Raw genomic sequence first — 25,668 nt, forward strand, 5'->3', positions numbered from 1 at the left:
CCTTGCCTTCAGGCTCAGCCGATCAGCCAATGCATCGGCACGGTAATGATCTGGGGTATCAGCACAAACAGCGCCAGCAGCGCGATATACACCAGAACAAAGGGATAGACGCCACGCACGGCGTCGCTCATCGTCGATTTACTGATGCCGCAGACCACGTTGAGTACGGTCCCCACCGGCGGCGTGATCAGACCGATACAGCAGTTGATGACAAACATCAGCCCGAAATAGATCGGATCGATCCCCGCCTCGCGCACCAGCGGCATGAACAGCGGCACCAGAATCAGAATCGCCGGCGCCAGATCCATCACCATGCCCACCAGCAGCACCACCACCATGATGGCGGCCATCAAGAGCCTTGGATGATCGACCAGTGGCCCCAGCAGCTCGGCAAGCTGCTGCGGTAGCTGCGCGATGGTCATCACCCAGGAGGCCACCATCGCCGCACCGACCAGAAACATCACCAGCGCCGTTGAACGCCCGGCACTTTTCAGTACCTGCGCCAGTTTGGCGAGACTCATTTCGCGATAGATCACGGTCGAGACAACAATGGCGTAGACGGCAGCCACCACGGCGGCTTCCGTCGGCGTAAAGACCCCAAAGCGGATGCCGACGATGATGATCACCGGCAGCAGCAATGCCCAGACACTCTCCCTGAGCGCCTTGAGCCGTTCGGCCCGGCTTGCCTTCGGCTGAGGCTCAAGATCGGATGTACGCATCATGAATCGCCAGGTCACCATCAGCGCCAGTCCCATCAACAGGCCGGGCACGATGCCGCCGATAAAGAGTTTGGCAATCGAGATATTGCCCGCCACCCCCAGAATGATCAGCGGTAACGAGGGCGGAATCACCGGCGCGATGATGCCACCAGCCGCCAGCAGCCCGACCGAGCGAAACGCCGGATAGCCACTTTTACGCATCATCGGGTAAAGAATGCTGACCAGCGCCGCGGCGTCCGCCACGGCTGAACCCGAAAGCCCGGCCAGCAGCAGCGATGTGATAATCGCCACGTACCCCAGCCCGCCGCGCCAGTGACCCACCAGCGTCATGGCCAGGCGCACGATGCGATCGGACAGCCCACCGACCGCCATGACCTCGCCTGCAATCATGAAAAAAGGAATTGCCAGCAGCGCAAAATTGTCCACGCCATTGATCATGGACTGCGACAGGATGTCGGCACTGAACATGCTCAGATGGAGCATCAGCGCGCCCGCGGACAGCAGCAGCGCAAAGGCCACCGGCAGACGGAGCAGGATCGCCCCGATCAGTACGCCCAGAAATAGTGCCAGCGTCATGAGCGGTGCTCCCCGTTGGAAGAAGGCGTGGCCTCATCAACCGCCTGCGAAGGCCCCTCGCCCGCCGGCTCGCCTGGGGCCCGCCCGGGACCGGGACGCAGCAGGCCCATCAGCGAGGTCATACTCATCAGGGCGCCGGCCACCACACCAGCCAGATAGAACAGTCCGCTCGGCAACCCGGTCAGCGGTGAAATGTTGTGCCAGTTGGCCAGCGTCTGCTTCCAGCACCCCATCATCAGCATGACCGAGCCCCCCAGAATCACGACCCAGAGAAGACGCGCAATGATCGAGCGTACCGGGCCCGGCAGGCGATCAAAGACCTCGGACACGGCGAGATGCTCACCATCCTTCAGACACAGTGACGCTCCCAGCATCACGATCCAGACAAACCCGAGCCGGGAAAGCTCTATTCCCGAACGCAGCCCCGAGGAGAAGCCATAGCGCAGCACCACGTTGACAAACACCAGCACCATCATGGCGGTCATCAAGGCCACAATCAGCCATTCGATGCTGCGCCATACTCCGCGAAACATGATCATCGCTCCCCCCTGTCGGCCCCTCCGGGCCGCCGCATCGGTTATCCCCTGCTACCTGCCTGCCGCGTCATGCCCCACACCGCTTTACGCCCCCTGCGTCTGCCCGGACCCATCGCTGCCGGGCGGCCGATCCAGTTCCGCGATATAGCGCTGCGTCACGGTCAGATCGAGCTCGCCCAGTCCGCGCTCGCCCAGATCCTGATACAGCGCCAACAGCGTGGAGAGCTGTGGCGTCACAACCTGCTGCTGCGCGGCTTCATCCCGCGCGAAGCCGAGATCCTTGGTCATGTAGCGGGCAATACCGGAAGGCGTATAATCCTTGTCGATCAGGCGTTGCTTGCGTGATTCCAGAAAGCGACCGCCGGCATAGCCGCCGCCCAGACAGCCCAGCAGTCTTTCCACATCAAGACCGGCACGCTCGGCAATGTTGGTCGCCTCGGAGAGCGCCACCATGGTCGCGGCCACCACCATCTGATTACACGCCTTGGCAACCTCGCCCGCACCGAGCGGGCCCAGCAGTACCGGCGTGCCCATGGTCTCGAGCACCGGACGCGCCCGTTCGAGATCGGCCTCTTCGCCGCCCACCATGATGGAAAGCCGGCCGGCCTCGGCGCCGTCCGTACCGCCGGACAGCGGCGCATCCAGCACATGAATCCGGCCCTCGCTTTTCTCGCTCAGTGTTCGCGCCAGAGCCCGCACGCCCTCGGGCGATGACGTCGAACAGATCACCAGCAACAGGGGGCCATCAACCCCGGCCAGAATCCCCTCATCGCCGTCGATCAGCGCCTCGAGCTGGGGCAGGTCGGGCAGCACCGTGATGAGCACATCACTTTGCGCCGCCAGTGCCTTCGGCGTCTCACAGCGCTCGGCGCCGGCCTCAAGCGCCGGCGCCAGTTTCTCCGGTGAGCGGCCAAACACACTGACCCGACCGGCCAACCCGGCGCGAAGCAGGTTGAGTGCCATCGGCATGCCCATGCTGCCCAGCCCGATCATGCCAACCCGCATGGTGGACCCCGCCTTATCGACATCCTGCATAGGTCTTTCCTCTCAAAGTGGTTTTCGTGATCGGCCGTCAGAGATCGATACCGGCACCGCCTTGGCCCAGATTCATCGGATTGGCAATATGGGCGGCCATGACAGACAGTGCCTCGATGGCCTGCTGTTCGATGTGGACGTTGCAGTACACCTCCAGCAGCGAGGCCCCCACGGCATACGCCTGTTCACCGCTGTACTGCGGTGCCACGGCAACCGCCAGTCCCCGAATGCCCGGAAACACCTCCCCTTCATCCCGGGCATGGCCACGCCCACGCACGTCACGAATCTTGTCGATCAGCGCATCCAGGTCGGTGACTGAATGGGCGGTCCAGGCCGGACGCGTGGCGGGGTCTTCAAAGCGATGTCTGAGCTCGTCATCCTCCAGCTTGGCCAGCAGAGCATTGCCCACAGCGGTGATCGAGGCCGGGAAACGACTGCCAATGCTGGCCGTCATTCTCAGCGGCAACCGCCCGGCATGCGCGGCAAGGTAGAGCACCTCCGTGCCATCCAGCACCGCCAGCTGACAGATTTCATCATGTAGAAAGGAGATATCACTGCAGGCCTGATAGAACGCCTGAACCGGGTCAACCGTGCGCAGATAAGCGCCTCCCAGCTCCACCAGCCGGCGACCCAGCCGGTAGCCCCCCTCACTGCGCTGGACCACGCCTTCGGCCTCCAGCGCCAGACAGACGTTAAACAGTGACGAGCGCGCCACGCCCAGCTGACGTGCCATTTCGCTGACGCCCAGCGTCTCGCCGCCGGCGGCTTCCAGCAGTGCCAGCACACGCAGTGCACGGGTGACGGCCGGAGCACTCATCAGTAGAACTCGACCGTATCGACACGATTTACAAGTGCTTCGCCGTTGAGGTAGCGCCGCGCGTTATCGGCGAAAAATTCGGCAATCAGGCGATCTTCCGATTCACTGAGGGCCGCGGTGTGCGGGGTCAACAGCACATTGGGCATGTCCCACAGAGGGGATGCCTGATCCAGCGGCTCCGAGGCCGTGACATCCAATACCGCCAGGCCGATATGCTGACGCTGCAGGGCCTCGATCAGGGCAGGCTCATCAATCACCGTGCCTCGGCCCACGTTAACGATGGTGACTCCGGGTTTCATCTCGGCCAGAAGCTCGGCATCGATCAGCCCTTCGGTGGCCTCCGTCCCCGGCAGCGCAATCACGATGGCATCCGCGCGGCGCACGCCCTCACGAAGCTGTGACGGCGGAATGATTTCATCGACATGGGGCACCATGCGCTGCTGACGGGACACGCCCAGCACATGCATATCCAGCAGCGAGAGGCGACGCGCCACTTCGCGTCCAATGCCGCCGAGCCCCAGAATCAGCACCTGCTGCTCGCTGATCTGTCCCATCATCCAGCGACCGCCCCAGTGATGATCACGTTGCTGCGCCACGATGCGCGGCAGCTGCTTGGCCCCGGCCAGCACGCCGAACACGGCGTACTCCGCCAGTGGCCCACCATGCACCCCGGCGGAGGTGGTGAACATCACTCGCTCCAGCGCCTCCGGGGATAATCCCGCGGCCTTGACCTGACCGCCGCCACCAGCGGCCATCACATGCACCCAGCGCAGCTGTGGATTGGCCTTGACGATGCGCGCCAGACGCTGCGGGTCCACATCCGGAATGCCGTAGAGCACCTCCGCCTCACACAGCAGCCTGTCAAAGCGCGCCTCCTCTTCCGGCGTGCGCTTGAACGACGGATCACCGGCAAAGTCCGCCGGATGGCGCATGGGCGGTAACAGTGACTGATCGCGCAGTAGCTCGATCCCGGGCACCCTCGACTCGATCAGTGCGCAAAGCGCTTCGCTTAATGGCGTGGCCACCGCCACTTTCAGCGTTTTGGGGGGCATGATGCGCTCCGAAGACCAGCGGTCGTACAGTGGGTTGAACGTTGTTCATTGGACTGTACAGCGCCTGACGCCGACTTGAAGCGCGGCTTTGGTCGATATCGGGACCAAAGTGCAATGCCCGGCTTTTCAGGCATGCCCGGCAGGTCGTCTCAGGGAAGGGAATGGCCGCAAGAAGGGGCACCCTGTTCCAGCGCGCGGACCAGCACCAGCAGGGTATGGTTAATGGGCGTCTCGATACCGTGAACTTTTGCCTGTCGCACAATAAAGCCATTGAGGTGCTCGATTTCACTGGGGCGCGCACGGGCCAGATCCTGCGCGGTCGAGGAACGCTGCCCGGCCATGCTGTCGGCAATCGTGAGCGTGGCGCGCTCGATATCATCGGGCAGTGTCACCGCACTGGCCTGTGCCACGCGCTGGCACTCCCTGACGACGGCCGTCACCACCTCGCGCATGCCACCGACCGCCATCAGGGCACCATAAGGCTGCTGCGTGATGGCCGACACCGCATTCCAGGCGCAGTTGATCACAAGCTTCGCCCACAGCATGGCGGTCACATCTTCTGCAAACGACGCGCCAATATTCGCCTGTTGAAAAAGAGGCACCAGCGATTCGCTCATGGGGGAAGCCCCCAGCGCCAGTTCACCACGACCGTGATGGCGCACGTGCCCCGGCCCCGCCATGGTAACGGCCGCATACACCACGACCGGAATCACTTCGCGACGCACGATGGCGGATAACCGCTCGGCATTATCGACACCGTTTTGCAGGCTCAGCACGACCGCGCTTCCGGCCAGCATCGGGGCCATCAACGCACCGGCGGTTTCGGTATCACTGGATTTGACGCAAAAGAGCACCAGCTCGGCGTCCTTCAAGGCAGCCACATTCTGGCTGGCCATCACATCAAACGTCTCGCATCCAGCGGTCGTTTCCAGTATCAGCCCCGACCGCGAGATCGCCTCGACATGCGCTGAACGGCCTATCAGCGTAATCGAATGCCCGGCCCGCGCCAGCAACGCGCCGTAATAACAGCCCACCGCCCCGGCCCCCATGATCGCAATCTGCATGCCCACTCCTGTCAGTCTGATGCCGTCATGGGACATCCTGCCTCACGGTAACGCCCCGTCGCGAGCGCTATTGTGTAGGATAGGAAGCCCTCACCCCACCGCCGATTCGGCGCCGGGGTCACTCGAACGGCACACCTTCATTACAGGCATTTAAACAAGAGGCATGGCATGAACACGCTTACCCGACGTCAACAGCTCTTTGGCCTGGCCGGCTGGCTACTGCTGGCCTATCTCGCTGCGACCATCGGCGCTGTCGCCTCCGTCAATGCCGCCGAGTTCTATCAAACGCTCCAGCAGCCCTCATGGGCACCACCGGCCGGCGCCTTCGGGCCGGTCTGGACCACGCTCTATGCCCTGATGGGCATCGCGGCCTGGCTTGTCTGGCGGGAAAAATCTGTTCGGAACGTGCAGCCGGCCCTGACCCTTTTTGTCGTGCAGCTGGCCCTCAACGCGCTTTGGAGCTGGCTCTACTTTGTCTGGCACCTGGGCGCCATCGCCTTTGCCGGCACGGTCGTTCTGTGGCTACTGATTCTGGTCACGCTGATTGCCTTCTGGCGCGTCAGGCCGCTCGCAGGCGCTCTGCTGGTGCCCTATCTGGCCTGGGTGACGCTGGCCACCGCGCTCACCTGGAGCACCTGGCATCTCAACCCACAGCTGCTGGGATAATCCCATGCCGCAGCCGGATACCCCAGCAGACCCACCCTGTTTTAACGCGCCCGCCGGTGAGATTATCGGCTGGCATGACGGCGACGTGCATCGCGCCACCGGCATTCCCTACGCCCGTACCCGACGTTTTCAGCCGCCCGAACGGCTGGCACGCGCCGAGCAGCCGATCGATGCCACGCAGTGGTCACCCGCCAGCCCCCAGCGCCCCATGCAGGCCTTTAACCGTTTGCTGGGCGTTTCAACTGACGCCATGGCGCAGCAGGAAGACTGCACCCGCCTGTCCATCTGTCTGCCGTCCAGACCGGCCACGAAAGCTCGCCCGGTCATGGTCTGGATCCACGGCGGCTCCTACATTTTCGGCGCGGGCGATCTGCCCATCCACGACACGAAGCCGCTGGCATCGGAGCAGGATGTGGTAGTCGTCAGCATCACCTACCGACTGGGCCTCTTCGGTTTCGTCGGCGGCGCATCCAAGGGTGAAACAGGCAGACGGCCCGCCAATCTCGGGCTTCTGGACATGATCGCCGCGCTGGACTGGATCAGGGACAACATCGCCGCCTTTAGTGGTGATCCCGACAATGTCACCCTGTTCGGCGAATCGGCCGGTGGCGATGCCATTGCCCACCTGATGGCCGCCGATGGCACCAAAGAACTTTTCCGACGCGCCATCATCCAGAGCGCGCCGCTGGGCATTACGCCCGGACGCCGCGCCATGCACACCGCCATGGCCAGAGCCGCCGAAAACGTTGGTGAGCACAGTTCACTTGAAGCCTGTCTGGATACACAGCGACAGGTCGAAAAGATCGGTCAACGCTATCTGCTGGGCGGCCTGATGCCCTTCGGCGTGCAGTTCGGTCAGGCCCCGCTACCGCCGCTCGACCAGCGTCAAAGCGCCCTTGAACAGCGCGCGCCACATTGCGATCTGCTGATCGGCCATAACGCTGATGAAGCCGAACTGTTCATACCCGAGGCCGAAGCGCTGCAGGGCCTGTTCCGACTGCCAGTGGTTGGCATGTGGTGTCGGCGCGCGCTGAGCCGTGCCATCACCGCCGGGCTCTACTCACGCCCCGCCGAACGCTTTGCCCAACAGCATGCCGCCGCTGGCGGGCACGCCTGGCACTATCGGCTGGACTGGGGCAGCAAGCGTGCCGCCCGCGGCGCCTGCCACAGCATTGACCTGCCCCTGCTGTTCGCCGGCTGGGCGCAGTGGCAACATGCCGGCATTATCGAAGGCATGAACAAACAGGAACTGGAGAACAGCAGCCGCCAGCTGCGGGCGCTATGGGCGCGCTTTGCGCGGGAAGGCACGCTGGAGGCGCATGGAACCATCGAGAGTGTGCTGGAGTGGCACAGGGTCACGAAACGGTAGGTTAATGGTCTTTTGCAGATGCAGCTCTCCTTAGCCCCTTAACCTCTCCCCCCCGCCCCACTGACGGCAGACCAACGAACAACGCCCGCCCGTGAAATCCGGGCGGGCGCGGTGTCCATTTTCAGATGGCCCTTGGAATCAGGATGCGGGGCCGAGCTGCTCCAGATGGGCGCGCCATTCCCCGTTGACCTGCTCAACGCGATAGAGATGGCTCTGGGCGCCCAGATTGCCGGAGTAGTAGGTGCCGCGTGCCATGCAGTTGCCTGTCGCCGAACACTCGGTAATGTCCACGCCGTAGAGCACCGCCGGCTGACCGTTGAAACTGGCGCGCTCACCTCCGCTGCATTGAGACGCATCGACAACGGGTACTGATGACGCCTGATTCAGGGCCGCGAGCAGGGCATCCGAGGGTGCCTGAAGATCAGGCGCACTGCCAATGCCTGCACAGCGGGTGGCGGTATCATTCCCCGTTCCGCCCTGTTCAAACATCTGCTGAAAAACCGCCCGCTGCATTTCGGTCGAGGCCTGAGGAGACCGGTCAGCAGTATCATGGCTCCCCGACGTCTCCGGATCTGAAGAGGCGCAGGCGGTCAGCAGTGCCGCAACAGCCAGCACAGGAATGCCCTGTAACATTCTTGTCGTCATGAAAAGCTCTCTCCTGCATGTCGCGTTAATGGTCACGAAAACAACCAGTCTGGCCTCTGATATGCCCGGAAGCCACTCCGGGACAGCCCCTTTCAGCTCGAGTTGAGACGATGAGTGACACGCCAGATCACCAGATGCCCTCTTTAGAATGTGCCCCTCGAAGACGTCAGCCCGATGCCTTCGGGCCACCTACCTCTTTAGAGCGCCGACGCCGCCGTGGCGCCGAAAGGCAGACCAGACACGCGATGACCAGCACAATGCCCGCCCAGCCCAACGGCGGCAGGCGCTCGCCCACGATCACCACTGCCAGCAGCGCGGCGACAACCGGCTCGAACAGAGTGATGGTCGTGGCCGTACTGGCCGGCACTCTTGCAAGACCAAATCCGAAGCCGAGATAGCCCAGAAACATCGGCACCAGCGCCATATAGAGCCCGACCGCGGCATTACCGACCGAGGCCAGAAGCGGCGCGCCTGTCAGCAGCAGTACCGGCATCAGCATCAGTCCGCCCAGACCAAAGGTCGCCCCCATGGCAGCACGTGTCGCAATCCCGCCCTGCATCAGACGTCGCGCCGACCAGGCATAAAACGCATAGGTCAGCCCTGCCACCAGCCCCATCGCCACGCCCTGCAGTACCTGTGAGGTACTCCCCACGCCTGCGATGGGCCCGGTTTCTGCCAGACACAGCAGCACCATGCCGATCAGTCCCAGCGTCGCGCCGATCTTCCAGCGTCTCCCCAGCACCAGACCATCAAGGCGCGACTCGATCAACGCCGAGAGCAGCGGGGCCGAGCCGATCGACACCACCGTGCCAATGGTGACCCCTGCCAGACGCATCGAGCCATAAAACGCCAGTGGATAGATCGCCACCGCCACGGCGCCTGACAACAGCCAGGGTCTGCGGGCGCGTAACGAGGGCCAGGCCTTTCGAATACGCGGCGCGGCCATCAGTGCCTGCAGGAGCCCGCCACCGCCCATGGCCACAGCCCCGATGGCAATGGCGCTGACTTGCGGTGCCAGGGTCGCCGCCGTGCCGGTCGTGCCCCATAACACTGCCGCCAGAAGCACGCCGCCCACACCGAGAAAACGCTCAAGAGCCGTGGTATTCATAATGTGTTCATGATGCAGTCACCATCGCCCACGCCATGTCATGGGCCTCACGCACGCAGCGGCTGTGGCCTTCAAGGCCCGCGCGCACCATCGCACCCTCCAGCAAAAAAGCGAGCTGACGTGCCAGCCGTGATGCCCTGGCCTCATCATCGATAAGTTCTTCAAGCGGCGCCGTCAGCAGTGATTCCACCTGCCGCTTGTGACGAAGGACCACATCGCGCCCTTCATGGCCCGCCGGCAGCTCGGCAGCCGCATTGAGCAGTCCACAGCCCCGAAAGCCACGCTCGTAGGCCCATTCGGCATGATCCTGATAGGCCAGAAATACCGCCAGTACCCGATCAACAGGGGTAAATGCCTTTGTCATCCGAGTTTCATAAAGGGCGAGCCATTCGCTGTGACGTGCTTCCATATAGGCGGCGACCAGTGCTGCCTTGGAATCGAAGTTGTTGTAGAGGCTCTTTTTGGCCACGCCTGCCCGCTTGACGATGGCATCAATGCCGGTCGCGACAATGCCATCGCTATAAAACAGCATGGCGGCAGCGTCGAGCAGTCGCTCACGCGCACTGCCCATCGGCAGGGCTTCAGAGGAGGTCATGGTCATGCTCCGCCATTCATGGGTAGGTAGACCAGTCTACCTACCCATAAGGGCATATCAAGCAATGATGGCAGCAAGACGCCGCCTGCCGCTGAATCCGTATATTCATATTTTTTTATTCTCCTGACCAAGGCATGATAAGACCGGCCCTCTGGACAGTGGCCCTATCACTTGCAAGGACACTACTGCATGAACCCCCGGCTGATCTTTATTCTGCTGGCATGTCTGGGCTTTATCATCTGGATGATGCTGGACCGATAACCTCACATCCCTGGGACGACAGTCTCATGGGAACCCGAGAATACAAAAAAGCCCCGGCGCAGTGCGTCGGGGCTTTTTTGATAAATACCGGTCTTCAGCGCTTGAGGGCTTCCAGCAGCCTCTCGGCCACGGCCTCGGAACTGGCCGGGTTTTGTCCGGTGATCACCAGGCCATCTTCCACGGCAAACGGTGTGAAGGCCTCGACCTTTTGATAGTCTGCCCCACGACGCTTGAGCTCATCTTCCAATAGATGCGGCACCACATCCGTCAGGCCGACCGCGGCCTCCTCCTCGTTGGTGAAACCTGCCACCCGTTTGCCCTTGATCACGAACTCACCGCGATCATCCTTGAGATTCAAAAACGCCGTGGGCGCGTGACATACCGACGCGATCGGCTTTTGCTGGCGCAAAAAGCCTTCCAGCAGCGCGATGGAATCCTGATTATCTGTCAGATCCCACAACGGACCGTGGCCGCCAGGGTAGAACACGGTGTCGAAATCCTCGACGCGCATGTCGGCCAGTCGCTTGGTACCGGCAATGCGCGCCTTCGCTTTTTCATCAGCGTAGAAGCGCCGCGTGGCCTCGGTCTGGGCGTCCTCGCCTTCGCTATTGGGATCAATCGGTGCCGCGCCCCCTTTCGGCGTGGCAAGCACGATATCGCAGCCGGCATCAAGAAAGGTGTAATAGGGTGCAGCAAACTCCTCGACCCAGAAGCCGGTCTTGTGGCCGGTGTCGCCCATCTCGTCGTGCGAGGTCAGAACCATCAGAATACGCGGTGCACTCATGGAACACTCCTGAACAGGTGAATTACCCATGAGATCGTTGCACCGGAGCGTGATATCAACTCCTGGCAAACCGGACCGTTTGTCGCAGGCCGCACCTCACTCCGGTTGGAAAAAATGCCCCCTCGAAAAATTGTCGAAGGGGCATAGCATGACAGGCCTGGTGCAACAGGCCCTGTCAGGCGGGCATTACTCGCCGCAGCTGCAGTTGTGGCCGCAGTCTTTTGAGCCATCAGCGTGACCAGTGGCACAAGCCTGGCAGCAGTACAGCTCGCCGTTATGCTCAACGGCGTTGTCTTTAACGTCACAGGTGCATTTCGGGCAGGCGCAGCGGGTCTGATCGGACATGGTCTTGCTCCTTGTAAGGTGAACAACACCTTTGTAAACCTTCTACCTTCTATAAGGTCAAGGCCTTTTCGATCATTAAAGGTGCCCTGCGGTCATCCGGTCACCACCAGACGCTGGTCAATGGGCGTTACGGGCGCAGAAAAATGGACGAAAAAAAGCCCGCCGGCGATGTAACCGGCGGGCCCGATGTCTGATTCAGGGAGCGTCTCAGCCCTCTTCTTCGTTCATGCGACGGCAGTCTTCTTCGGCCTCCTCGCGCACCTCATATTCGGTGCTGACATAGCGCTCTTCTTCGAGATCCCAGATACGAAAGCACTCCAGCGGCATCTCGTCCATCTCCTTTTGCTGCTCCCGATTGGGCGCGCCCTGTACGTGCGCAGTGGCGTGCTCATGCACTTCATAGCGGCTTGCCATGCCTTCCTCCCTGATTGATTGGTGCCAGAGAAAGTGTGGTCAGGAAAATCGCGAAATGCCACCGAACAGCACACAAAATCATGTGGCCCCTGTCATTATCGTGTTCCAGTCGATGACAGCCCCGCAGGAAAGGGCATGACGCTCCCTTTCCTGCGGGACGAGACCATTGGAGATCAATGTGAAGTGGCATCCTCCGGCAGCGCGAAGGCCACAATTTTGGTGCTCAACTCCGTTTTGAGCGATTGACGCCCACCCGCTGCAATCACGACAAACTGGCGGCCGCTTTTCGGACCGACATAGGTCACCGGGGTCGCATTGCCGCCTCCGGGCAGGCGTGACGACCATAGCGTCTCGCCGGTGCGGGCATCGAGTGCACGGAAGGTCTGTTCGGCAGTCGCCCCGATGAAAACGAGGCCGCCCGCCGTTGTCATTGAGCCTCCGGTCATCGGTGTGCCGATCGTCAGCGGTATCCCACTGGCCATTCCCATCGGACCGGTATCCCGCGCGCTTCCCAGTGGTCGCGACCAGAGCAGCTTGCCACTGGCAAGATCGACGGCAGAGACTGCCCCCCAGGGCGGCGCATTGCAGGGCGCGCCCAGCGGCGACAGGAATGGCACGCCGTAAGCGCCATAGGGGGTATCCAGCATCGGGCGCTGAGCGGCACCACCGGCGCTGTTGCCCTCGGCGATCTCGAAATTGCGCTTGATGGCTTCTTCTCGTGTGACAAGCTCAACGCGGTCGGTCAGGCGCATCCAGTTCACAAACATCACGCCATGGTCGAGATCCAGTGAGACCCCGCCCCAGTTAACGCCACCACTGGAGCCAGGATCGATAAGAACCGGGGTGTCGAGCTGAAGCGGTGTCAGATGGCCTTCATAGCGTGAGGTGCGATAATCGATGCGACACAGCATCTGGTCGACCGGCGAAATTCCCCACATATCCCGCTCTTCAAGCACGGGACGGCGAAACGCGGGAATACCGATGGAAGCTGGCTGTGTCGGCGATAGCCACTCACCTTCAACGATGCCGCCCTGAGGCACAGGCTGCTCCTCGACCGGAAAGATGGGCTCGCCTGTCACCCGATCAAGGATGAAAACTTCACCACGCTTGGTCGGCTGGATCAGCGCCTGGCGCATTTCACCATCGACCGGTAGATCCACCAGCGTCGGCTGGGCGGGGACATCGTAATCCCAGATGTCGTGATGGGTGGTCTGGAAGCGCCAGCGCAGGCGCCCGGTCTCGGCATCCAGCGCCATCACGGAGCTTGCCACCCACTCATCCCCCGGGCGCCTCTGGCCACCGTAGTTGTCGGGCGTGGCGTTACCCACCGGCAGATAGACCAGACCCAGCGATTCGTCGGCACTGATTGGAGCCCAGGCGTTGGGGGATGACGGCGTATAAACCTCACCTTCCTGAGGCGCGCCCATACGCTCCGGCTCATTGGGATCGAAAGCCCAGTTCAACTCTCCGGTCACGGCATCAAAAGCGCGCACGACACCGGAGGGGCCGCCCCAGTATTGGCCGTCTGGAATGCCACTGCCCACGACGATGTTGCCGCGGATCACCTGCGGCGCAGAACTGACGTAATAAAGACCATGCGGATAAGGCTGGATATTGTCGCGCAGATCGATCGCGCCCTCGTCACCGAAGCCTTCGCACATCTCGCCGGTGCGCGCATCAAGCGCGACCAGTGTCGGTGTCTGGCTGGGCGCATAGATCCGCTCGGAGCAACTGCCGGTCGCTTCCGGTACGCGATAATACGCCACCCCGCGACACGACTTTCCGGAAGCGTCGACCCCCTGTGAAATATCCGTGTGCCAGCGCTCTTCCCCGGTCTCGGCATCAAAGGCAAACACGCGGTTGTTACTGCTGCAGGCGTAGAGGGTGTCTCCAATCATGATGGGAGAGACCTCAAGCCCGATTTCCGGTCCCGGCGACGCCGGGCCCACATCGGCCTCCCAGGCCACCTCGAGCTTTGAAACGTTATCTGCCGTCACCTGATCGACGGGGCTGAAGCGTGTACCGCCCTGGTCATTACCGAACGCCGACCACTCGTTATTGGCGATGTTCGGTCCGAGATCGCTGGGCGCCGGATAGTCCTTCGCGATGCCGGTGCGATCGATCGGCCCGGTATCAACCGCGGGATGGATCATGTGAAGCAGCGAGCCAAGACCAAGCGCCCCGACAAGCGTTGCGACACCGCCCAAAAGACGCGAACGGCGAAAGCGACGCGGCGCACTCCAGAGGGCCGTGGCCAGCAACAGCACGCCCAGTAACGCCAGCACCCCGAGTCGGGGCACGAGTTGCCACCCGTTGAAGCCGACTTCCCAGAGACTCCAGGCCAGCGTCACCGCAAAAAAGACCACAAACAGTGCCAGACCGCCGGGCCGACCCGATAAATGCAGCCCGCCGACAACCAGCAGAGCAAGACCCGCCAGCAGATAATAGGGGGAACCCCCGTGATAGAGCAGAATGCCGCCACCGATCAAAAGGCTGAACCCCAACGCCAGCACCAGCAGTGCGACCAGTCCACGCGCAACCGTGGAAAAACGATTATTGCGAGTCATGAGCCATCATCTCGTCGTTAACGGATCAAATCAGCGCGCAGACACGGGCCGATGCGAAAAGAGCTCGAGCCCCGGTGCCAGGGCCCGGGCACGAAAGATATTGGCACCGCTGTCCCCCTTGCGATCCCCCGAGACGATATAGGCCGTGGCCTCATCAGGGGCGATGGCAAGATTGGTCGTGGCAGGATGACGCCCCTGCTCCCGACCGGGCAGCAGAATCTGCGCGATCGGGACGCCGTTATCCGCGAACACCAGAACACGCGCCTGGCCATTCAATGCCACATAGAGATGGCCGGCGCTGTCGACGCGCATCGAATCCGGCGGCGGACCGGCAAAGTGATATGCGACCTGCGTTCCATTGGCGGCCGGGCGGCCCGGCGCCTGCAGATCAATCCGGTGCAGGCGGCTTTTGCTGTATTCAATGACCCACAGGGTTTTGCCATCCGGAGACATCGCCACCCCATTGCCACGGGCGATGTCGGGCAATACCGTCGTGATCTCGCCACCACCCGGGGCAACGTAATACACGCCACCCGATGGCTCGGTCGAGCTCCCCCGGAAATCCGTGAAATAGATGCCCCCCTGCTCATCGAACACCAGATCATTGGGCACCAGGCCCCGCTCCGGCGGTACGATCATTTCGGGCTGCGAGCCGTCTGGCTGCAGCGCCACGATATACCCCCGCGTGAAGTGATCGGCAGTGACCGCCACGAAGATACGACCGTCACGATGAATGGCCGTACCGCCGGGCCCATCCTTGCCGAAATCGTGCAACGTCGTCACATTGCCATCCGGCGACGCGCGCAGGAGTTTGCCCCCAAAGGGATCGGTGAAGATCAGATTGCCCTGACGATCAAGGCTTGGCCCCTCAAGCAGGGTTTTGCCTTCGGAGACCGTGATCCAGTGCTCGGCAAGCGTTGCCGGCAGTGCACGTTCGGCAAGCGGAATTGGTGCCGCACCTGAAGCCGAAGCGCCAGCAAGAGGCGTGTTTGCAACCGATTGCGAGGGGCCATCGCTGACGCAGCCGCCAAGCGTCATCGCTGCGACCAGCAGTGGCAAGGCCGAAAGTCTTGTCATGAGTCAACCACCTGTTCCAGTGAATAATCCGTAAAGGGTTTCTGTGACTGCCCAGAAGCGATATCCATGCGGATACCCGAATGTTCCTGATTGTCTAATTGATTCTGCAGCCCCGAGTCACCTGCGCCTTGCCTGTCCGAGCGCTTGCCGTCCCCCAAAAGGCCGTCAGACTCATAGACACTTCGTTGTTCATCATCCTGATCAGGCCTGATGTTTTCTGACCGTGCCGGGTTGCTTTCAAAAAAGCGCGCAACACGTCGTGGCTCGAGGCATGCTGGTGGTTGTGCAATCCCTTCAAGGCACAAGGAAAACCGCTTGGCGCTTGCGGCATCGAAGGGCCCACCGAAACTCCGTTGCTGGCGCTCAGGATGACCGCATGCGCCGGCGCTGCCACCATCAATATCTTGAGCAGGCCCTGCGTCCGTAGGGCCTGCTCATATCGTTATGCCACGAGATGCTGATTGAAGAACTCGGTCATCCGGTCAAACGGAATGATGTCCATCTGGTCATAAAGATCCGTATGGCTGGCGCCGGGAATGATCATCAGCTCTTTCGGCTCGGCCGCGGCTGCATAAGCAGTTTCACTAAAGTAGCGTGAATGTGCGTTTTCACCATGAATGAACAGTACCGGACGCGGAGAGATTTCTGCTATGTAGGTCAATAGCGGCATGTTCATGAAAGACAGCGGATTCGTGACGGTCCAGGAGCCGTTCGAATTGACCGCGCGCGGGTGAAAGCCTCGCGGTGTTCGATAATAGTCGTGGTAATCCACCAGAAACTGCGCCTCGCCACCCTCAAGCTCGTTCATGAGCGGCCCATAGGCGGGTGTACCACTTTCAGCATCTGCCCAGCGCTGCTGGCCAAGCTGCTCAAGGGTCTGAGTACGCTGCTCGAGGGTCACGCTGTCGTTATAGCCTCGGGCAAAAAGACGAGACATGTCGTACATGGTGCTGGCCACCACCGCCTTGACGCGCTTGTCCACTGCCACCGCATTCAGCCCCATGCCGCCCCAGCCGCAGATACCGATCACGCCAATCCGGTCACGGTCGACACCGGGCTGAAGCCCCAGACAGTCAACCGCTGCGCTGAAATCTTCGGTATTGATATCCGGTGAAGAGACGTTGCGCGGCTCACCACCGCTTTCGCCGGTATATGAGGGATCAAAGGCCAGAGTGACGAATCCACGCTCGGCCATGGTCTGGGCATAAAGCCCTGAAGACTGCTCCTTTACTGCGCCATAAGGGCCGCTGACAGCGATTGCCGGCAGTTTGCCTTCAGCATTTCGAGGGGAATAAAGATCACCGACCAGCGTGATGCCATAGCGGTTTTGAAAGGAGACCTTGCGATGATCGACCTTGTCACTTTCAGGAAAAACCTTGTCCCATTCCCGGGACGTATTGACGGTTTTTGTACCGGGTTCTGCCCTGGAAAGATTGAACATCGCACCAGCACCATACAGAGCGACACCCGCCCCGGCCTTTTTCAGCAGGTCACGCCGGCCGGCATCAAGTGCCCTGGAAGCAAGTGCCTTGGAAGAGGATACCTGGTGATCATCAGCATCGTTATAATCGCTCATCGTGATATCTCCAATCGGTTACTGATCCATTAGCCCCCGTCATCTTAAATATCGACCTGTGCCACGATTACCCGCTCAAAACACGCATAGTCATGCAATAAACTAATAAATAAAGGATAAAAATATAAAACCTTATTGATATCAGCAGGATACATTAAACACCTCTTATGCCCTCCACCGCTGATTCTTGTATCAGACTGAATGTCAGTGTCGGCTCGACTTCGTGACACCTCTCTATTTACGCCATGACATCTCTACTGGATTAGTGAACCTGACTCATGGTTGCTATCGGATTATTGTCATTCACAATCATTGTCGGCATTTATAGAATTCTTTCCCTGTTTGCACGCCTGCCTTCCGGATTGACGACTCGATCATTACCGAGCGCTTTTGCATTACGGCCCCTGCCTCGTTCGAAAGGGGCTGATGTCCGTTGGTACACCAGAGAACGACCTCAGGCACTGCACAACACTCCAAAAGCGTGAAATAACCTGCTGACCCTTGCCACTGATATCAACGACAGCAAACAAACCATCGTTTGACTGCTCAGCCCCGGGCATCAGCGGGTCATCAATATCTCCTTATTCCCTGCCCACCTGCAGAAACAGGGCCTTTTATGCCGTCAGGGCCCGGGCTTCCAGCAGTGGGTATCAAGCCATCGATAGAGCGCTATTACCGTGCAAAAGAAATCCCCGTTCACCCTTTCTCGTATCAACTGGCCACTGCTCGCCCTCGGGCTTGGCGCCTTCGGCATTGGCACTACAGAATTTGCACCCATGGGGCTACTCCCCGTCATCGCTGATGGCGTGAATGTGTCCATCCCTACCGCTGGTACGCTGGTGACCGCTTACGCCATTGGCGTCATGATTGGCGCCCCCGTCATCACCCTGATGCTGAGCCGGTTCACAAGGCGGACGTCGTTGATGCTGCTCATGGGCATCTTCATTCTGGGCAACCTGCTGTCTGCGATGGCACCAGGCTATGGCACGCTACTGGTCGCGCGTGTGATTACCAGCCTGTCGCAGGGGGCTTTTTTCGGATTCGGCGCAGTGGTCGCCACAAAGGTCGTTCCCGTAGACAAACAGGCCAGTGCGGTTGCCACCATGTTCATGGGACTCAGCATTGCCAATATTGGCGGTGTCCCCGCGGCGGCCTGGATCGGCCAGCATATCGGCTGGCGTGAAGCCTTTGGCGGTACGGCCGTACTGGGCCTGCTCGCGCTGACAGGGTTGGCTTTGGCCCTGCCACGGGGTGAACAAGGCCAGCGGCCGGACGTCGCGCGAGAATTAAGTGCCCTGTGGCGACTGGATATGCTGGTGGCCATGTCTCTCACGGTCCTTTTCGCCGCCGCTTTTTTCACGCTGTATACCTACGTTGCCCCGCTGCTACAGAACCTGACCGGCGTGTCGGATAATTTCATCACGCTGGCGCTGGTGCTGATCGGCCTCGGGCTGACGCTGGGTAACTGGCTTGGCGGACGTCTGGCGGATTGGTCACTGGATGGCGGCACCGCCATCGGCCTTGTCGCACTGGCCGCTGCCATGCTGTTCATGCCGCTCATGGCGGCCACCCCGATCGGTGCTGCCATCGGCCTGGTCCTCTGGGCCGTTGCCGCCTTCATCATCGTGCCGCCCTTGCAGGTGCGTGCCATGCGCGCTGCTGCAGAGGCCCCCAGTCTGGCCGCCGCCATCAATATTGCCGGTTTCAATCTGGGCAATGCGATCGGGGCCAGCGCCGGTGGCGGTGCACTCGGCCTTGGCCTCGGCTACAGCGCCATCCCGATGACAGGCGCCATACTCGCCCTTGTCGCACTAGTGATTCTGTGGCTGAGCCGCTTGACTCGCAATACAACCGGGTCGGCCCCCAGCGCTGCCGTTTGATTCCGGATACTCGAGAGAAACCGGTCATGGTGGAGGCCTCTTCATCAGCAGGGTTATTGAGCAGGGCCATCGCCTTCCGGTATGGCCTTGAATAATCCGACAAGGTCAGCCTGCTCGATACCCGGATGCTCATGAGCGGCGCAAGGCACTGAGTATTGCGGTCTTGTCAGCTCGGGCAGTGTCTTCATTCTCTGCCAGCCTTCTTCGGCTTCTTCGCACGCCTTATATGCAGAAACGGACACGGCGTCGTCATGGACTTCATGGCGTGTTGCCATGTCTTTTCTTCCCGCTCGATTAATCCCCTTGCCTTATCCCCTTGTCGGGGTTCCCGCATTAAGTCATTTGCATATACTCGCTTTGAAACCGGCAGGATGGTTTCACCATGTCCCGTGTAAAGACGAAAGCGGAGGAACAACGATGAGAACCATGAAAGCAGCTGTTGTCCCAGCGTTCAAAGCGCGTCTGGACATTCGCGAAGTTCCGGTTCCCGAGCCCGGCCCCGGTCAGGTACTGATGCGGGTACAGGCCTCGGGCGTCTGCCATACCGACCTTCACGCCGTGGAAGGTGACTGGCCGGTGAAACCACAGCCCCCCTTTATTCCCGGGCATGAAGGCGTCGGATTTGTCGATGCCATCGGCGCCGGCGTCAAACATCTCAAGGAAGGCGATCGCATCGGCGTGCCCTGGCTCTATGATGCCTGCGGCCACTGCGAGCACTGTCTGGGCGGCTGGGAGACGCTGTGTGAATCGCAGCACAACACCGGCTACAGCGTGGATGGCGGCTATGCCGACTACGTGCTGGCCGATGCCAACTATGTCGGCCATTTGCCCGACAACAGCGACTTCGTGGAAATCGCCCCGATCCTCTGCGCCGGCGTGACCGTCTACAAGGGCCTCAAGATGAGCGAGGTCAAGCCCGGCCAATGGGTCGCGATCTCCGGCATCGGCGGTCTGGGCCATCTGGCCGTGCAGTATGCCCGCGCCATGGGCATGCGCGTCATCGCCATCGATGTCTCCGAGGACAAGCTGCAACTGGCCGAACGGTTGGGCGCAGAACTCACCGTGAACGCCCGCGAGCAGGACCCCGTCAAAATCATCAGGGAGAGCATCGGTGGCGCCCATGGCGCGCTGGTCACTGCGGTATCGGAAAGCGCCTTCAGCCAGGCACTGAACCTGGTCCGCCGCGGCGGCACCATCTCGCTGAATGGCCTGCCGCCCGGCAGGTTCGACCTCTCCATTTTCGACATGGTGCTCAACGGCATTACCGTGCGCGGCTCCATTGTCGGCACACGGCTGGATTTGCAGGAATCACTGGAACTGGCCGGCGACGGCCGCGTACGCGCCACCGTGAGCAGTGACCGGCTGGAAAACATCAACGAGATCTTCGATCGCATGCGTCAGGGGCAAATCGAAGGCCGTGTGATGCTGGATATGCAGTAGCCTGAAAGGGTGGAAGCCAATGAACCGGGGCTGCGAGAGCGGCCTCGGTTTTTGCTTCAGATGTGAAACGCCTTCTGAATCGTTTTGATCTTTGCGATTTTGAGTGGCAACACTGGCAGAATATCGATCAGGGCATCGCTCGTAATTGCAATCAGCCGGCCACCATCAGGGACCGGCCATCATCAGGGAGTCGCACTTCATGGCACTGGCGGTCTGGTTGACCTACCTCGGCGTGATTGCCGCGCTGATCTTATTTCCCGGGCCGAGTGCTCTGCTCTGCATGAGCCACGGGCTGCGCTATGGCCGCCGGCGCGCACTGGCGACGGTAGTGGGCGGCGCACTGGCCGCACTGGTGCTGATGACGCTGTCGTCCCTGGGGCTGGGGGCGATTCTGGCCACTTCGGAAACGGCCTTTATCGTGCTGAAGGCCGTGGGGGCGGCCTATCTGATCTACCTTGGCGTGCAGGCGTGGCGAACCCCTGCCGAGCCGATGGCCACACCGGCGGCAACCCGGAAGGTCATGGCAGGTATTCATGCCACTCGGCGACTGTTCATCAAGGGCCTTACCATAGGCCTCAGCAACCCGAAGGATCTGCTGTTTTTCGCTGCACTGTTCCCCAACTTCATCGACCCGGGTCAACCACAGTGGTCGCAGTTCGTCATACTGGCACTGACATGGCTTGTGGTGGATCTGGCCGCGATGACCACCTACGTTTGCGTTGGCTCAACGGTCAGCCGGTGGTTCGGCACGCGGCGACGCGTAAAGCTCTTTAACCGCGCTTCCGGGAGCCTGTTCGTGGCAGCCGGCGGCGCGCTGGCCTCATCACATCGATAGGTTGCGACGGGAATCTCGTCATATGGAATCTCGTCACATGGAGTCACAGGGCCTTCATCGACCGATCGCCGTGTTTGATGCCGGCATCGGTAGCTATGCCATCGTGGCGGAAATACAGCGGCGCCTGCCCCATCAGGACGTGCTCTATTTCGCGGATCGTGCCAGTTTTCCCTACGGCACCAAGACGCCGGAGACGCTGGCCCGGATCATGACGCAGACATTGCGCCTGCTGGAAACCTTTGAGCCCTCGGCGATCGTCATGGCCTCCAACGCGCCCTCGATCACCGTGCTGGAAGAGGTACGCCCCATGACCCGGGTGCCGATCTTCGGTGTCTTTCCACCGTTGCAGGAGGCGCTGGCGAGCTCGACAAGCCACACGGTCGGGATCATGGGCGTCGAGTCCCTGATAGAGAGCGAGATGCTGCGCGCATTCGTGGCCCGCCACGATCTCAAGGGCGCCCATGTCGAACGGATCAATGCTTCAAGCATGGTCGAACTGGTCGAGAGCGGCAGGTTCCTGTTTGACCTGCAGGAGACCCAGCAAAGGGTCAACGATTTTACAGCCGCCCTCTTCCAGCGCGCGCCCGATATCGACGTTCTCACGCTTTCAAGCACTCACCTGCCCTGGCTCAAGGCGTTTTTCGAACGCGCACGGCCTCAGTGTCGCTTCCTGGACCCCGCCGAAAGCGTCGTCGCCGGTCTGGGAAACGGCACGCCAGGCCACGGCAGGATTCGAACGCTGGTGACAGAAGACGCGCGCTATTCGGTCAGCGATTTTCGCCGCATGCTGGATCGCCTTGGCGTGGCCCTGACGCTTGAGGTCGTGGAAGCCCCCTCCCCGTGACCTCGGGCAGACCCGCTTATCGCTGACGAGGTAGCGTCCGGTGTCACGGCCCCTTCCAGCAAGGCCACCGCCATGGCCGGGTGCTACTTTCCTCCACCGTCCCGGGCTATGCTGGGCGTTTCCGTGATCAAGGACCCCTCACATGCCGCTGATGGATCGACGCCGTCTGCTTTGCGCTGCCTCACTACTGCCGCTGGCCACACTAACGCTGCCTGCCCTGGCCAGAACCGCTGCCACACCCGACCCAAAAGCCGTTCAGCGCAAGCTTCAGGCGCTGGAAGAGCAGCACGGCGGCCGGCTGGGGGTGGCCCTCATGAATGTGGGCACAGGCGCGGTGGTCAGCCATCGCGGCGACGAACGCTTTCTGTTCAACAGCACGGGCAAGGTCTTCATGGCGGCGGCCGTGCTGGCGCGGGTCGACAGCGGCGAGGAGTCGCTGGATCGGCGGCTCGAGATCAAGGCGTCGGACATTGGCGAATGGGCGCCCGTCACCGAGCCACACGTCGGAGGCCCCGGCATGACGCTGGCCGAACTCTGCCAGGCGGCCATGGCCTGGAGTGACAACACCGCCGCCAACAAGCTGATCGAGAGCGTCGGCGGCCCGGAGCCTATCACCGCGTACCTGCGCCGCATTGGCGACGACACCACACGGCTCGACCGCTGGGAACCCGAACTCAACACGCACGATCATGAGGGTGACGAGCGCGACACCACCACCCCGCTCGCGATGATGCAGACGCTTCGAACCCTGCTATTGGGCGATGCCCTTTCCCCCTCCTCGCGCCATCAGCTGGCGGCCTGGATGATCGAAGGCAAAACTGGCGATGCCCGTCTGCGCGCGGGCATGCCCCCCGGCTGGCTGATCGGTGAGAAGACCGGCACCAATAGCGTCGGCAACGCCAATGATGTCGGCATTGCCTGGCCGGCCGATCGCGGTGCGGTAATTGCCGTGGCCTACACCTGGCTGCCAAAGGCCAGCAAGACACAGCGCGACGAGGTCATCGCGGAGATCGGCCGGCTGGCCGCCAGCGTGTAGGCCGTCTCCACAATGCTCTGCGCCGAAATCCTTTTTAAACTCGCCTCTTGACCTCAAGGGTACTTGACGTCGCACTGTCGCTCCCGTTTATCGATCAAGCATTATCTGATGTACAAACGGGAGCGCTGTCATGAAGCCTGTATTCCTGGTGTGTCGCGGCCTTGTGGGCACGTGTGTGCTAACGATGTTGATTGGACTCAACCTGCGGCCCTCGATGGCAGCCATCGGCCCTGTCGTGGAATCCATTCGTCATGATGTCCCCCTGAGCTTCAGGCAGATTTCCCTGCTCACGACCCTGCCGGTGATCGCCATGGGGCTGGGCTGCTTTGCCAGTGGCGCACTTGTCAGGCGGCTCGGGATGAGTGGCGTGATCACTCTGGCACTGACCACCATTGCGGCCTCTGATGCCCTGCACTGGCTGGGGCTGGGCTTTGCCGGACTATAGATCGCGGCAATGGGCGCCGGTATCGGTATTGCCTTTATTCAGGCCATCCTGCCCGGTTTTATCAAACACGTTGCCAGAGACAACACGTCTCTGGTCATGGGCATATATGTCGCCGCCATCATGGCGGGCGCGGCACTCTCTGCCTCCATGGTTCCCTTTATCAGCCGTTTACTGGGCTGGCAGACCGGACTGGCCTCATGGAGTCTGCTCGCGCTCATGGCTCTGGTGGTCTGGCACTACCGCGATCGAACGCTTGCGACGCCATTGCATGATCAAGACCGGCAGCTCTCCTTTCGCCAGATGGCAACGGTGCCGAGGTTCTGGACTCTGGCCGCTTTCTTCGGCCTGGGCACCGCCGGATACACCTGTCTGCTCGCATGGCTGCCACCCACCTTCGTGACGCTGGGGTGGTCGGAATTTCGGGCCGGATTCATGTTGAGCTGGATGAGCCTCATTGAGGTCATGGCCGCGCTCGCATTCCCCGCCCTGTCTCAGCACATGAATGACCGACGCCCCATTCTGGTCCTCGTGCTTCTGCTGTCATTCACGGGCTTTGTCCTGTTGAGTCAATGGCCTGTCACCACCGCCTGGCTATCCACGGCCCTGCTCGGCCTGGGGATCGGCGGCCTTTTTCCCATGAGCCTACTGGTCACCATGGATCATTTCGATGATTCGATCGCGGCAGGTCAATTGACCGCCCGGGTACAGGGCATCGGATACCTGATGGCCTCGATATCACCGCTCGTGGCGGGCATCATGAAAGACACGCTCGGCGGGTTTGAGCAGGCATGGCTACTATTGGCCATCGTATTTCTGGGCCTGCTCTTTTTGAGCCTCACATTCAATCACGCTGAAATTACCCGACCCATGCAGACGGCATCCCTTTAACTGCCAGTGCCCCGGCAGGGCCAATGTTCGTCACCCGGCCAGGGCTGGCATGGGGTCAATCGACAGGAACGATAAAACGCCAGGAGGCTGGTCCCATGGAAGACTCCCTTAACAACGAGGAAGGCAAGGCGCTGCTTTTCCGCTACGCCACCAGAGAAGATTTGCCTGCCATCGTGGCGCTGCTGGCGGACGATGAAAAAGGAAAAACGCGTGAGCAGTATTGCGATCCCCTGCCTTCGGCTTACAGCGATGCCTTTGACGCCATGGAAAGCCAGAGCACCGACTGCATTGCCCAATCGGTATCTTCTGTCCTGTGACGGGAACGACATTGTCGGTGGCTTACAGCTCACCATGATTGCCGGCCTGTCACGGCGGGGCCAGTTGAGAGCGCAGATTGAAGGCGTCAGGATTGCTTCACATGCCAGAGGCCAGGGGATTGATTGGCGAAAGACTCATCCAGCGGGCCATTTCCATTGCAAAAGAGCATGGCGCCGCCCTGCTCCAGTTCACGACAGATAAAACACGCCCGGATACCCACCGCTTCTACGAACGGCTGGGATTCATCGCGAGTCATGAGGGCATGAAGATGGCGCTATAAAACGCACTTTTGAAATCAAGTGCGTTTTTGGACGTCATGCCGTTCATGAAGCCACAACAGCGATTCTGGCGATGGCCCAGAGGCCTGATTGCGGCTTGTTGACTGAAGCACTCAAGGAGTTAGATGAGTGGAAAGTTCATTGAACGAGGCAGGACTATAAAAACCATATAAGTAATTGATATTTAAGTATTAAATATATACTCAAACAGATTTATATACCATTGGGTATACCATGGGATGCCTTTGGAGAACCATACTTTTCCCTATGCGATAGTTGGCCTCAAGGCAGCTTACGGCCAAAAGCGGTCGTTGATACTTCGCTGATATTAACGCTGCAAACACTGGCGCAGCATTGCTGCGTCCGAGTGATTTGACTTGTTAGGCTGACTACCTGACCTAGGTGTATGGTCCCGGAGTGTAGTGGTTTATGGTATGACTCACTAACGGAGGAGGATCCATGGCTCAGATACTTCACCAACGCGCCACGACCACGCAC

27 protein-coding genes are annotated in these 25,668 nt (G+C 60.9%); 11 read left to right on the plus strand and 16 right to left on the minus strand.

Going from position 1 to position 25,668, the window contains the following annotated elements; translation table 11 throughout:
• Window positions 1-14 precede the first annotated feature (14 nt).
• From BM079_RS16275 to BM079_RS16300, 6 genes are all read right to left on the minus strand, one after another.
• Window positions 15-1,295, minus strand: coding sequence for a TRAP transporter large permease subunit (locus BM079_RS16275; protein WP_090136223.1), 1,281 nt, complete (start codon window positions 1,293-1,295; stop codon window positions 15-17).
• Entirely contained in the window at window positions 1,292-1,828 is a 537-nt protein-coding gene (locus tag BM079_RS16280; RefSeq protein WP_217639720.1) for a TRAP transporter small permease, read from the minus strand. Before BM079_RS16280 ends, BM079_RS16275 begins: the two co-directional genes overlap by 4 nt.
• A gap of 87 nt (window positions 1,829-1,915) precedes the next feature.
• The gene (locus tag BM079_RS16285; protein ID WP_175489744.1) at window positions 1,916-2,866 is read right to left on the minus strand and encodes an NAD(P)-dependent oxidoreductase; all 951 of its coding nucleotides are present in this window, start codon (window positions 2,864-2,866) and stop codon (window positions 1,916-1,918) included.
• A 37-nt stretch (window positions 2,867-2,903) separates the two neighbouring features.
• Complete coding sequence (locus tag BM079_RS16290) at window positions 2,904-3,683, minus strand: IclR family transcriptional regulator (protein WP_090136227.1); 780 nt, start codon at window positions 3,681-3,683, stop codon at window positions 2,904-2,906.
• On the minus strand, window positions 3,683-4,735 hold the full coding sequence (locus tag BM079_RS16295; RefSeq protein WP_090136229.1) for a D-2-hydroxyacid dehydrogenase: 1,053 nt from the start codon (window positions 4,733-4,735) through the stop codon (window positions 3,683-3,685). The genes BM079_RS16290 and BM079_RS16295 overlap by 1 nt, the downstream gene beginning before the upstream one ends.
• A gap of 149 nt (window positions 4,736-4,884) precedes the next feature.
• Complete coding sequence (locus BM079_RS16300; RefSeq protein ID WP_090136231.1) at window positions 4,885-5,799, minus strand: ketopantoate reductase family protein; 915 nt, start codon at window positions 5,797-5,799, stop codon at window positions 4,885-4,887.
• Between the two features lie 168 nt (window positions 5,800-5,967).
• Between BM079_RS16300 and BM079_RS16305 the strand changes: the two genes are divergently transcribed.
• Both BM079_RS16305 and BM079_RS16310 read left to right on the plus strand, forming a co-directional pair.
• Window positions 5,968-6,465 (plus strand): TspO/MBR family protein, encoded by a 498-nt coding sequence (locus BM079_RS16305; protein ID WP_090136233.1) that lies wholly within the window; start codon window positions 5,968-5,970, stop codon window positions 6,463-6,465.
• A 4-nt stretch (window positions 6,466-6,469) separates the two neighbouring features.
• Complete coding sequence (locus BM079_RS16310) at window positions 6,470-7,834, plus strand: carboxylesterase family protein (protein ID WP_090136236.1); 1,365 nt, start codon at window positions 6,470-6,472, stop codon at window positions 7,832-7,834.
• 138 nt (window positions 7,835-7,972) lie between these two features.
• Here BM079_RS16310 and BM079_RS16315 read toward each other — a convergent pair whose 3' ends face one another.
• The 9 genes from BM079_RS16315 to BM079_RS16355 all read right to left on the minus strand — a co-directional run bounded on the left by BM079_RS16315 (window position 7,973) and on the right by BM079_RS16355 (window position 17,206).
• Complete coding sequence (locus BM079_RS16315) at window positions 7,973-8,479, minus strand: hypothetical protein (RefSeq protein ID WP_139215331.1); 507 nt, start codon at window positions 8,477-8,479, stop codon at window positions 7,973-7,975.
• 166 nt (window positions 8,480-8,645) lie between these two features.
• Window positions 8,646-9,587: a DMT family transporter gene (locus BM079_RS16320; protein WP_090136240.1), complete on the minus strand. Its 942-nt coding sequence runs from the start codon at window positions 9,585-9,587 to the stop codon at window positions 8,646-8,648.
• 7 nt (window positions 9,588-9,594) lie between these two features.
• Window positions 9,595-10,182 carry a TetR/AcrR family transcriptional regulator gene (locus tag BM079_RS16325; RefSeq protein WP_090136279.1) on the minus strand — a complete coding sequence of 196 codons (588 nt, stop codon included), beginning with the start codon at window positions 10,180-10,182 and terminating at the stop codon, window positions 9,595-9,597.
• Window positions 10,183-10,537: 355 nt separating this feature from the next.
• Window positions 10,538-11,227: a type 1 glutamine amidotransferase domain-containing protein gene (locus BM079_RS16330; RefSeq protein ID WP_090136242.1), complete on the minus strand. Its 690-nt coding sequence runs from the start codon at window positions 11,225-11,227 to the stop codon at window positions 10,538-10,540.
• Between the two features lie 186 nt (window positions 11,228-11,413).
• Complete coding sequence (locus BM079_RS16335; protein WP_090136244.1) at window positions 11,414-11,572, minus strand: metallothionein; 159 nt, start codon at window positions 11,570-11,572, stop codon at window positions 11,414-11,416.
• Window positions 11,573-11,779: 207 nt separating this feature from the next.
• Entirely contained in the window at window positions 11,780-11,986 is a 207-nt protein-coding gene (locus tag BM079_RS16340) for a hypothetical protein (RefSeq protein WP_090136246.1), read from the minus strand.
• A 173-nt stretch (window positions 11,987-12,159) separates the two neighbouring features.
• On the minus strand, window positions 12,160-14,553 hold the full coding sequence (locus BM079_RS16345; protein WP_090136248.1) for a pyrroloquinoline quinone-dependent dehydrogenase: 2,394 nt from the start codon (window positions 14,551-14,553) through the stop codon (window positions 12,160-12,162).
• A 30-nt stretch (window positions 14,554-14,583) separates the two neighbouring features.
• The gene (locus BM079_RS16350; RefSeq protein WP_090136251.1) at window positions 14,584-15,630 is read right to left on the minus strand and encodes an SMP-30/gluconolactonase/LRE family protein; all 1,047 of its coding nucleotides are present in this window, start codon (window positions 15,628-15,630) and stop codon (window positions 14,584-14,586) included.
• A 442-nt stretch (window positions 15,631-16,072) separates the two neighbouring features.
• Window positions 16,073-17,206 carry an alpha/beta hydrolase gene (locus BM079_RS16355; RefSeq protein ID WP_090136253.1) on the minus strand — a complete coding sequence of 378 codons (1,134 nt, stop codon included), beginning with the start codon at window positions 17,204-17,206 and terminating at the stop codon, window positions 16,073-16,075.
• Window positions 17,207-17,883: 677 nt separating this feature from the next.
• Between BM079_RS16355 and BM079_RS16360 the strand changes: the two genes are divergently transcribed.
• Window positions 17,884-19,086, plus strand: coding sequence for an MFS transporter (locus BM079_RS16360; RefSeq protein ID WP_245743223.1), 1,203 nt, complete (start codon window positions 17,884-17,886; stop codon window positions 19,084-19,086).
• Window positions 19,087-19,139: 53 nt separating this feature from the next.
• On the opposite strand, the gene BM079_RS16760 is transcribed toward BM079_RS16360, so the two are convergent.
• The gene (locus BM079_RS16760) at window positions 19,140-19,361 is read right to left on the minus strand and encodes a hypothetical protein (protein ID WP_090136257.1); all 222 of its coding nucleotides are present in this window, start codon (window positions 19,359-19,361) and stop codon (window positions 19,140-19,142) included.
• Between the two features lie 151 nt (window positions 19,362-19,512).
• Between BM079_RS16760 and adhP the strand changes: the two genes are divergently transcribed.
• The 8 genes from adhP (at window position 19,513) to BM079_RS16900 (ending at window position 25,172) form a co-directional block, all read left to right on the plus strand.
• Entirely contained in the window at window positions 19,513-20,526 is a 1,014-nt protein-coding gene (adhP, locus tag BM079_RS16370) for an alcohol dehydrogenase AdhP (protein ID WP_090136281.1), read from the plus strand.
• Window positions 20,527-20,725: 199 nt separating this feature from the next.
• The gene (locus BM079_RS16375; protein ID WP_090136260.1) at window positions 20,726-21,361 is read left to right on the plus strand and encodes a LysE family translocator; all 636 of its coding nucleotides are present in this window, start codon (window positions 20,726-20,728) and stop codon (window positions 21,359-21,361) included.
• Between the two features lie 22 nt (window positions 21,362-21,383).
• A complete protein-coding gene (locus BM079_RS16380; protein ID WP_090136262.1) occupies window positions 21,384-22,205 on the plus strand; it encodes a glutamate racemase in 822 nt (273 codons plus the stop codon).
• 142 nt (window positions 22,206-22,347) lie between these two features.
• Window positions 22,348-23,241 (plus strand): class A beta-lactamase, encoded by an 894-nt coding sequence (gene bla / locus BM079_RS16385; protein ID WP_090136264.1) that lies wholly within the window; start codon window positions 22,348-22,350, stop codon window positions 23,239-23,241.
• Window positions 23,242-23,371: 130 nt separating this feature from the next.
• A complete protein-coding gene (locus BM079_RS16390; protein ID WP_090136267.1) occupies window positions 23,372-23,686 on the plus strand; it encodes a hypothetical protein in 315 nt (104 codons plus the stop codon).
• A 9-nt stretch (window positions 23,687-23,695) separates the two neighbouring features.
• A complete protein-coding gene (locus BM079_RS16395; RefSeq protein ID WP_090136269.1) occupies window positions 23,696-24,574 on the plus strand; it encodes an MFS transporter in 879 nt (292 codons plus the stop codon).
• A gap of 95 nt (window positions 24,575-24,669) precedes the next feature.
• Window positions 24,670-24,891 carry a hypothetical protein gene (locus tag BM079_RS16895; RefSeq protein ID WP_245743224.1) on the plus strand — a complete coding sequence of 74 codons (222 nt, stop codon included), beginning with the start codon at window positions 24,670-24,672 and terminating at the stop codon, window positions 24,889-24,891.
• A 101-nt stretch (window positions 24,892-24,992) separates the two neighbouring features.
• Window positions 24,993-25,172: a GNAT family N-acetyltransferase gene (locus BM079_RS16900; RefSeq protein ID WP_245743225.1), complete on the plus strand. Its 180-nt coding sequence runs from the start codon at window positions 24,993-24,995 to the stop codon at window positions 25,170-25,172.
• The last annotated feature ends 496 nt before the right edge of the window (window positions 25,173-25,668 follow it).

Source organism: Kushneria avicenniae (assembly GCF_900112585.1).
In the GTDB taxonomy this organism is placed as follows: Bacteria; Pseudomonadota; Gammaproteobacteria; order Pseudomonadales; family Halomonadaceae; genus Kushneria; species Kushneria avicenniae.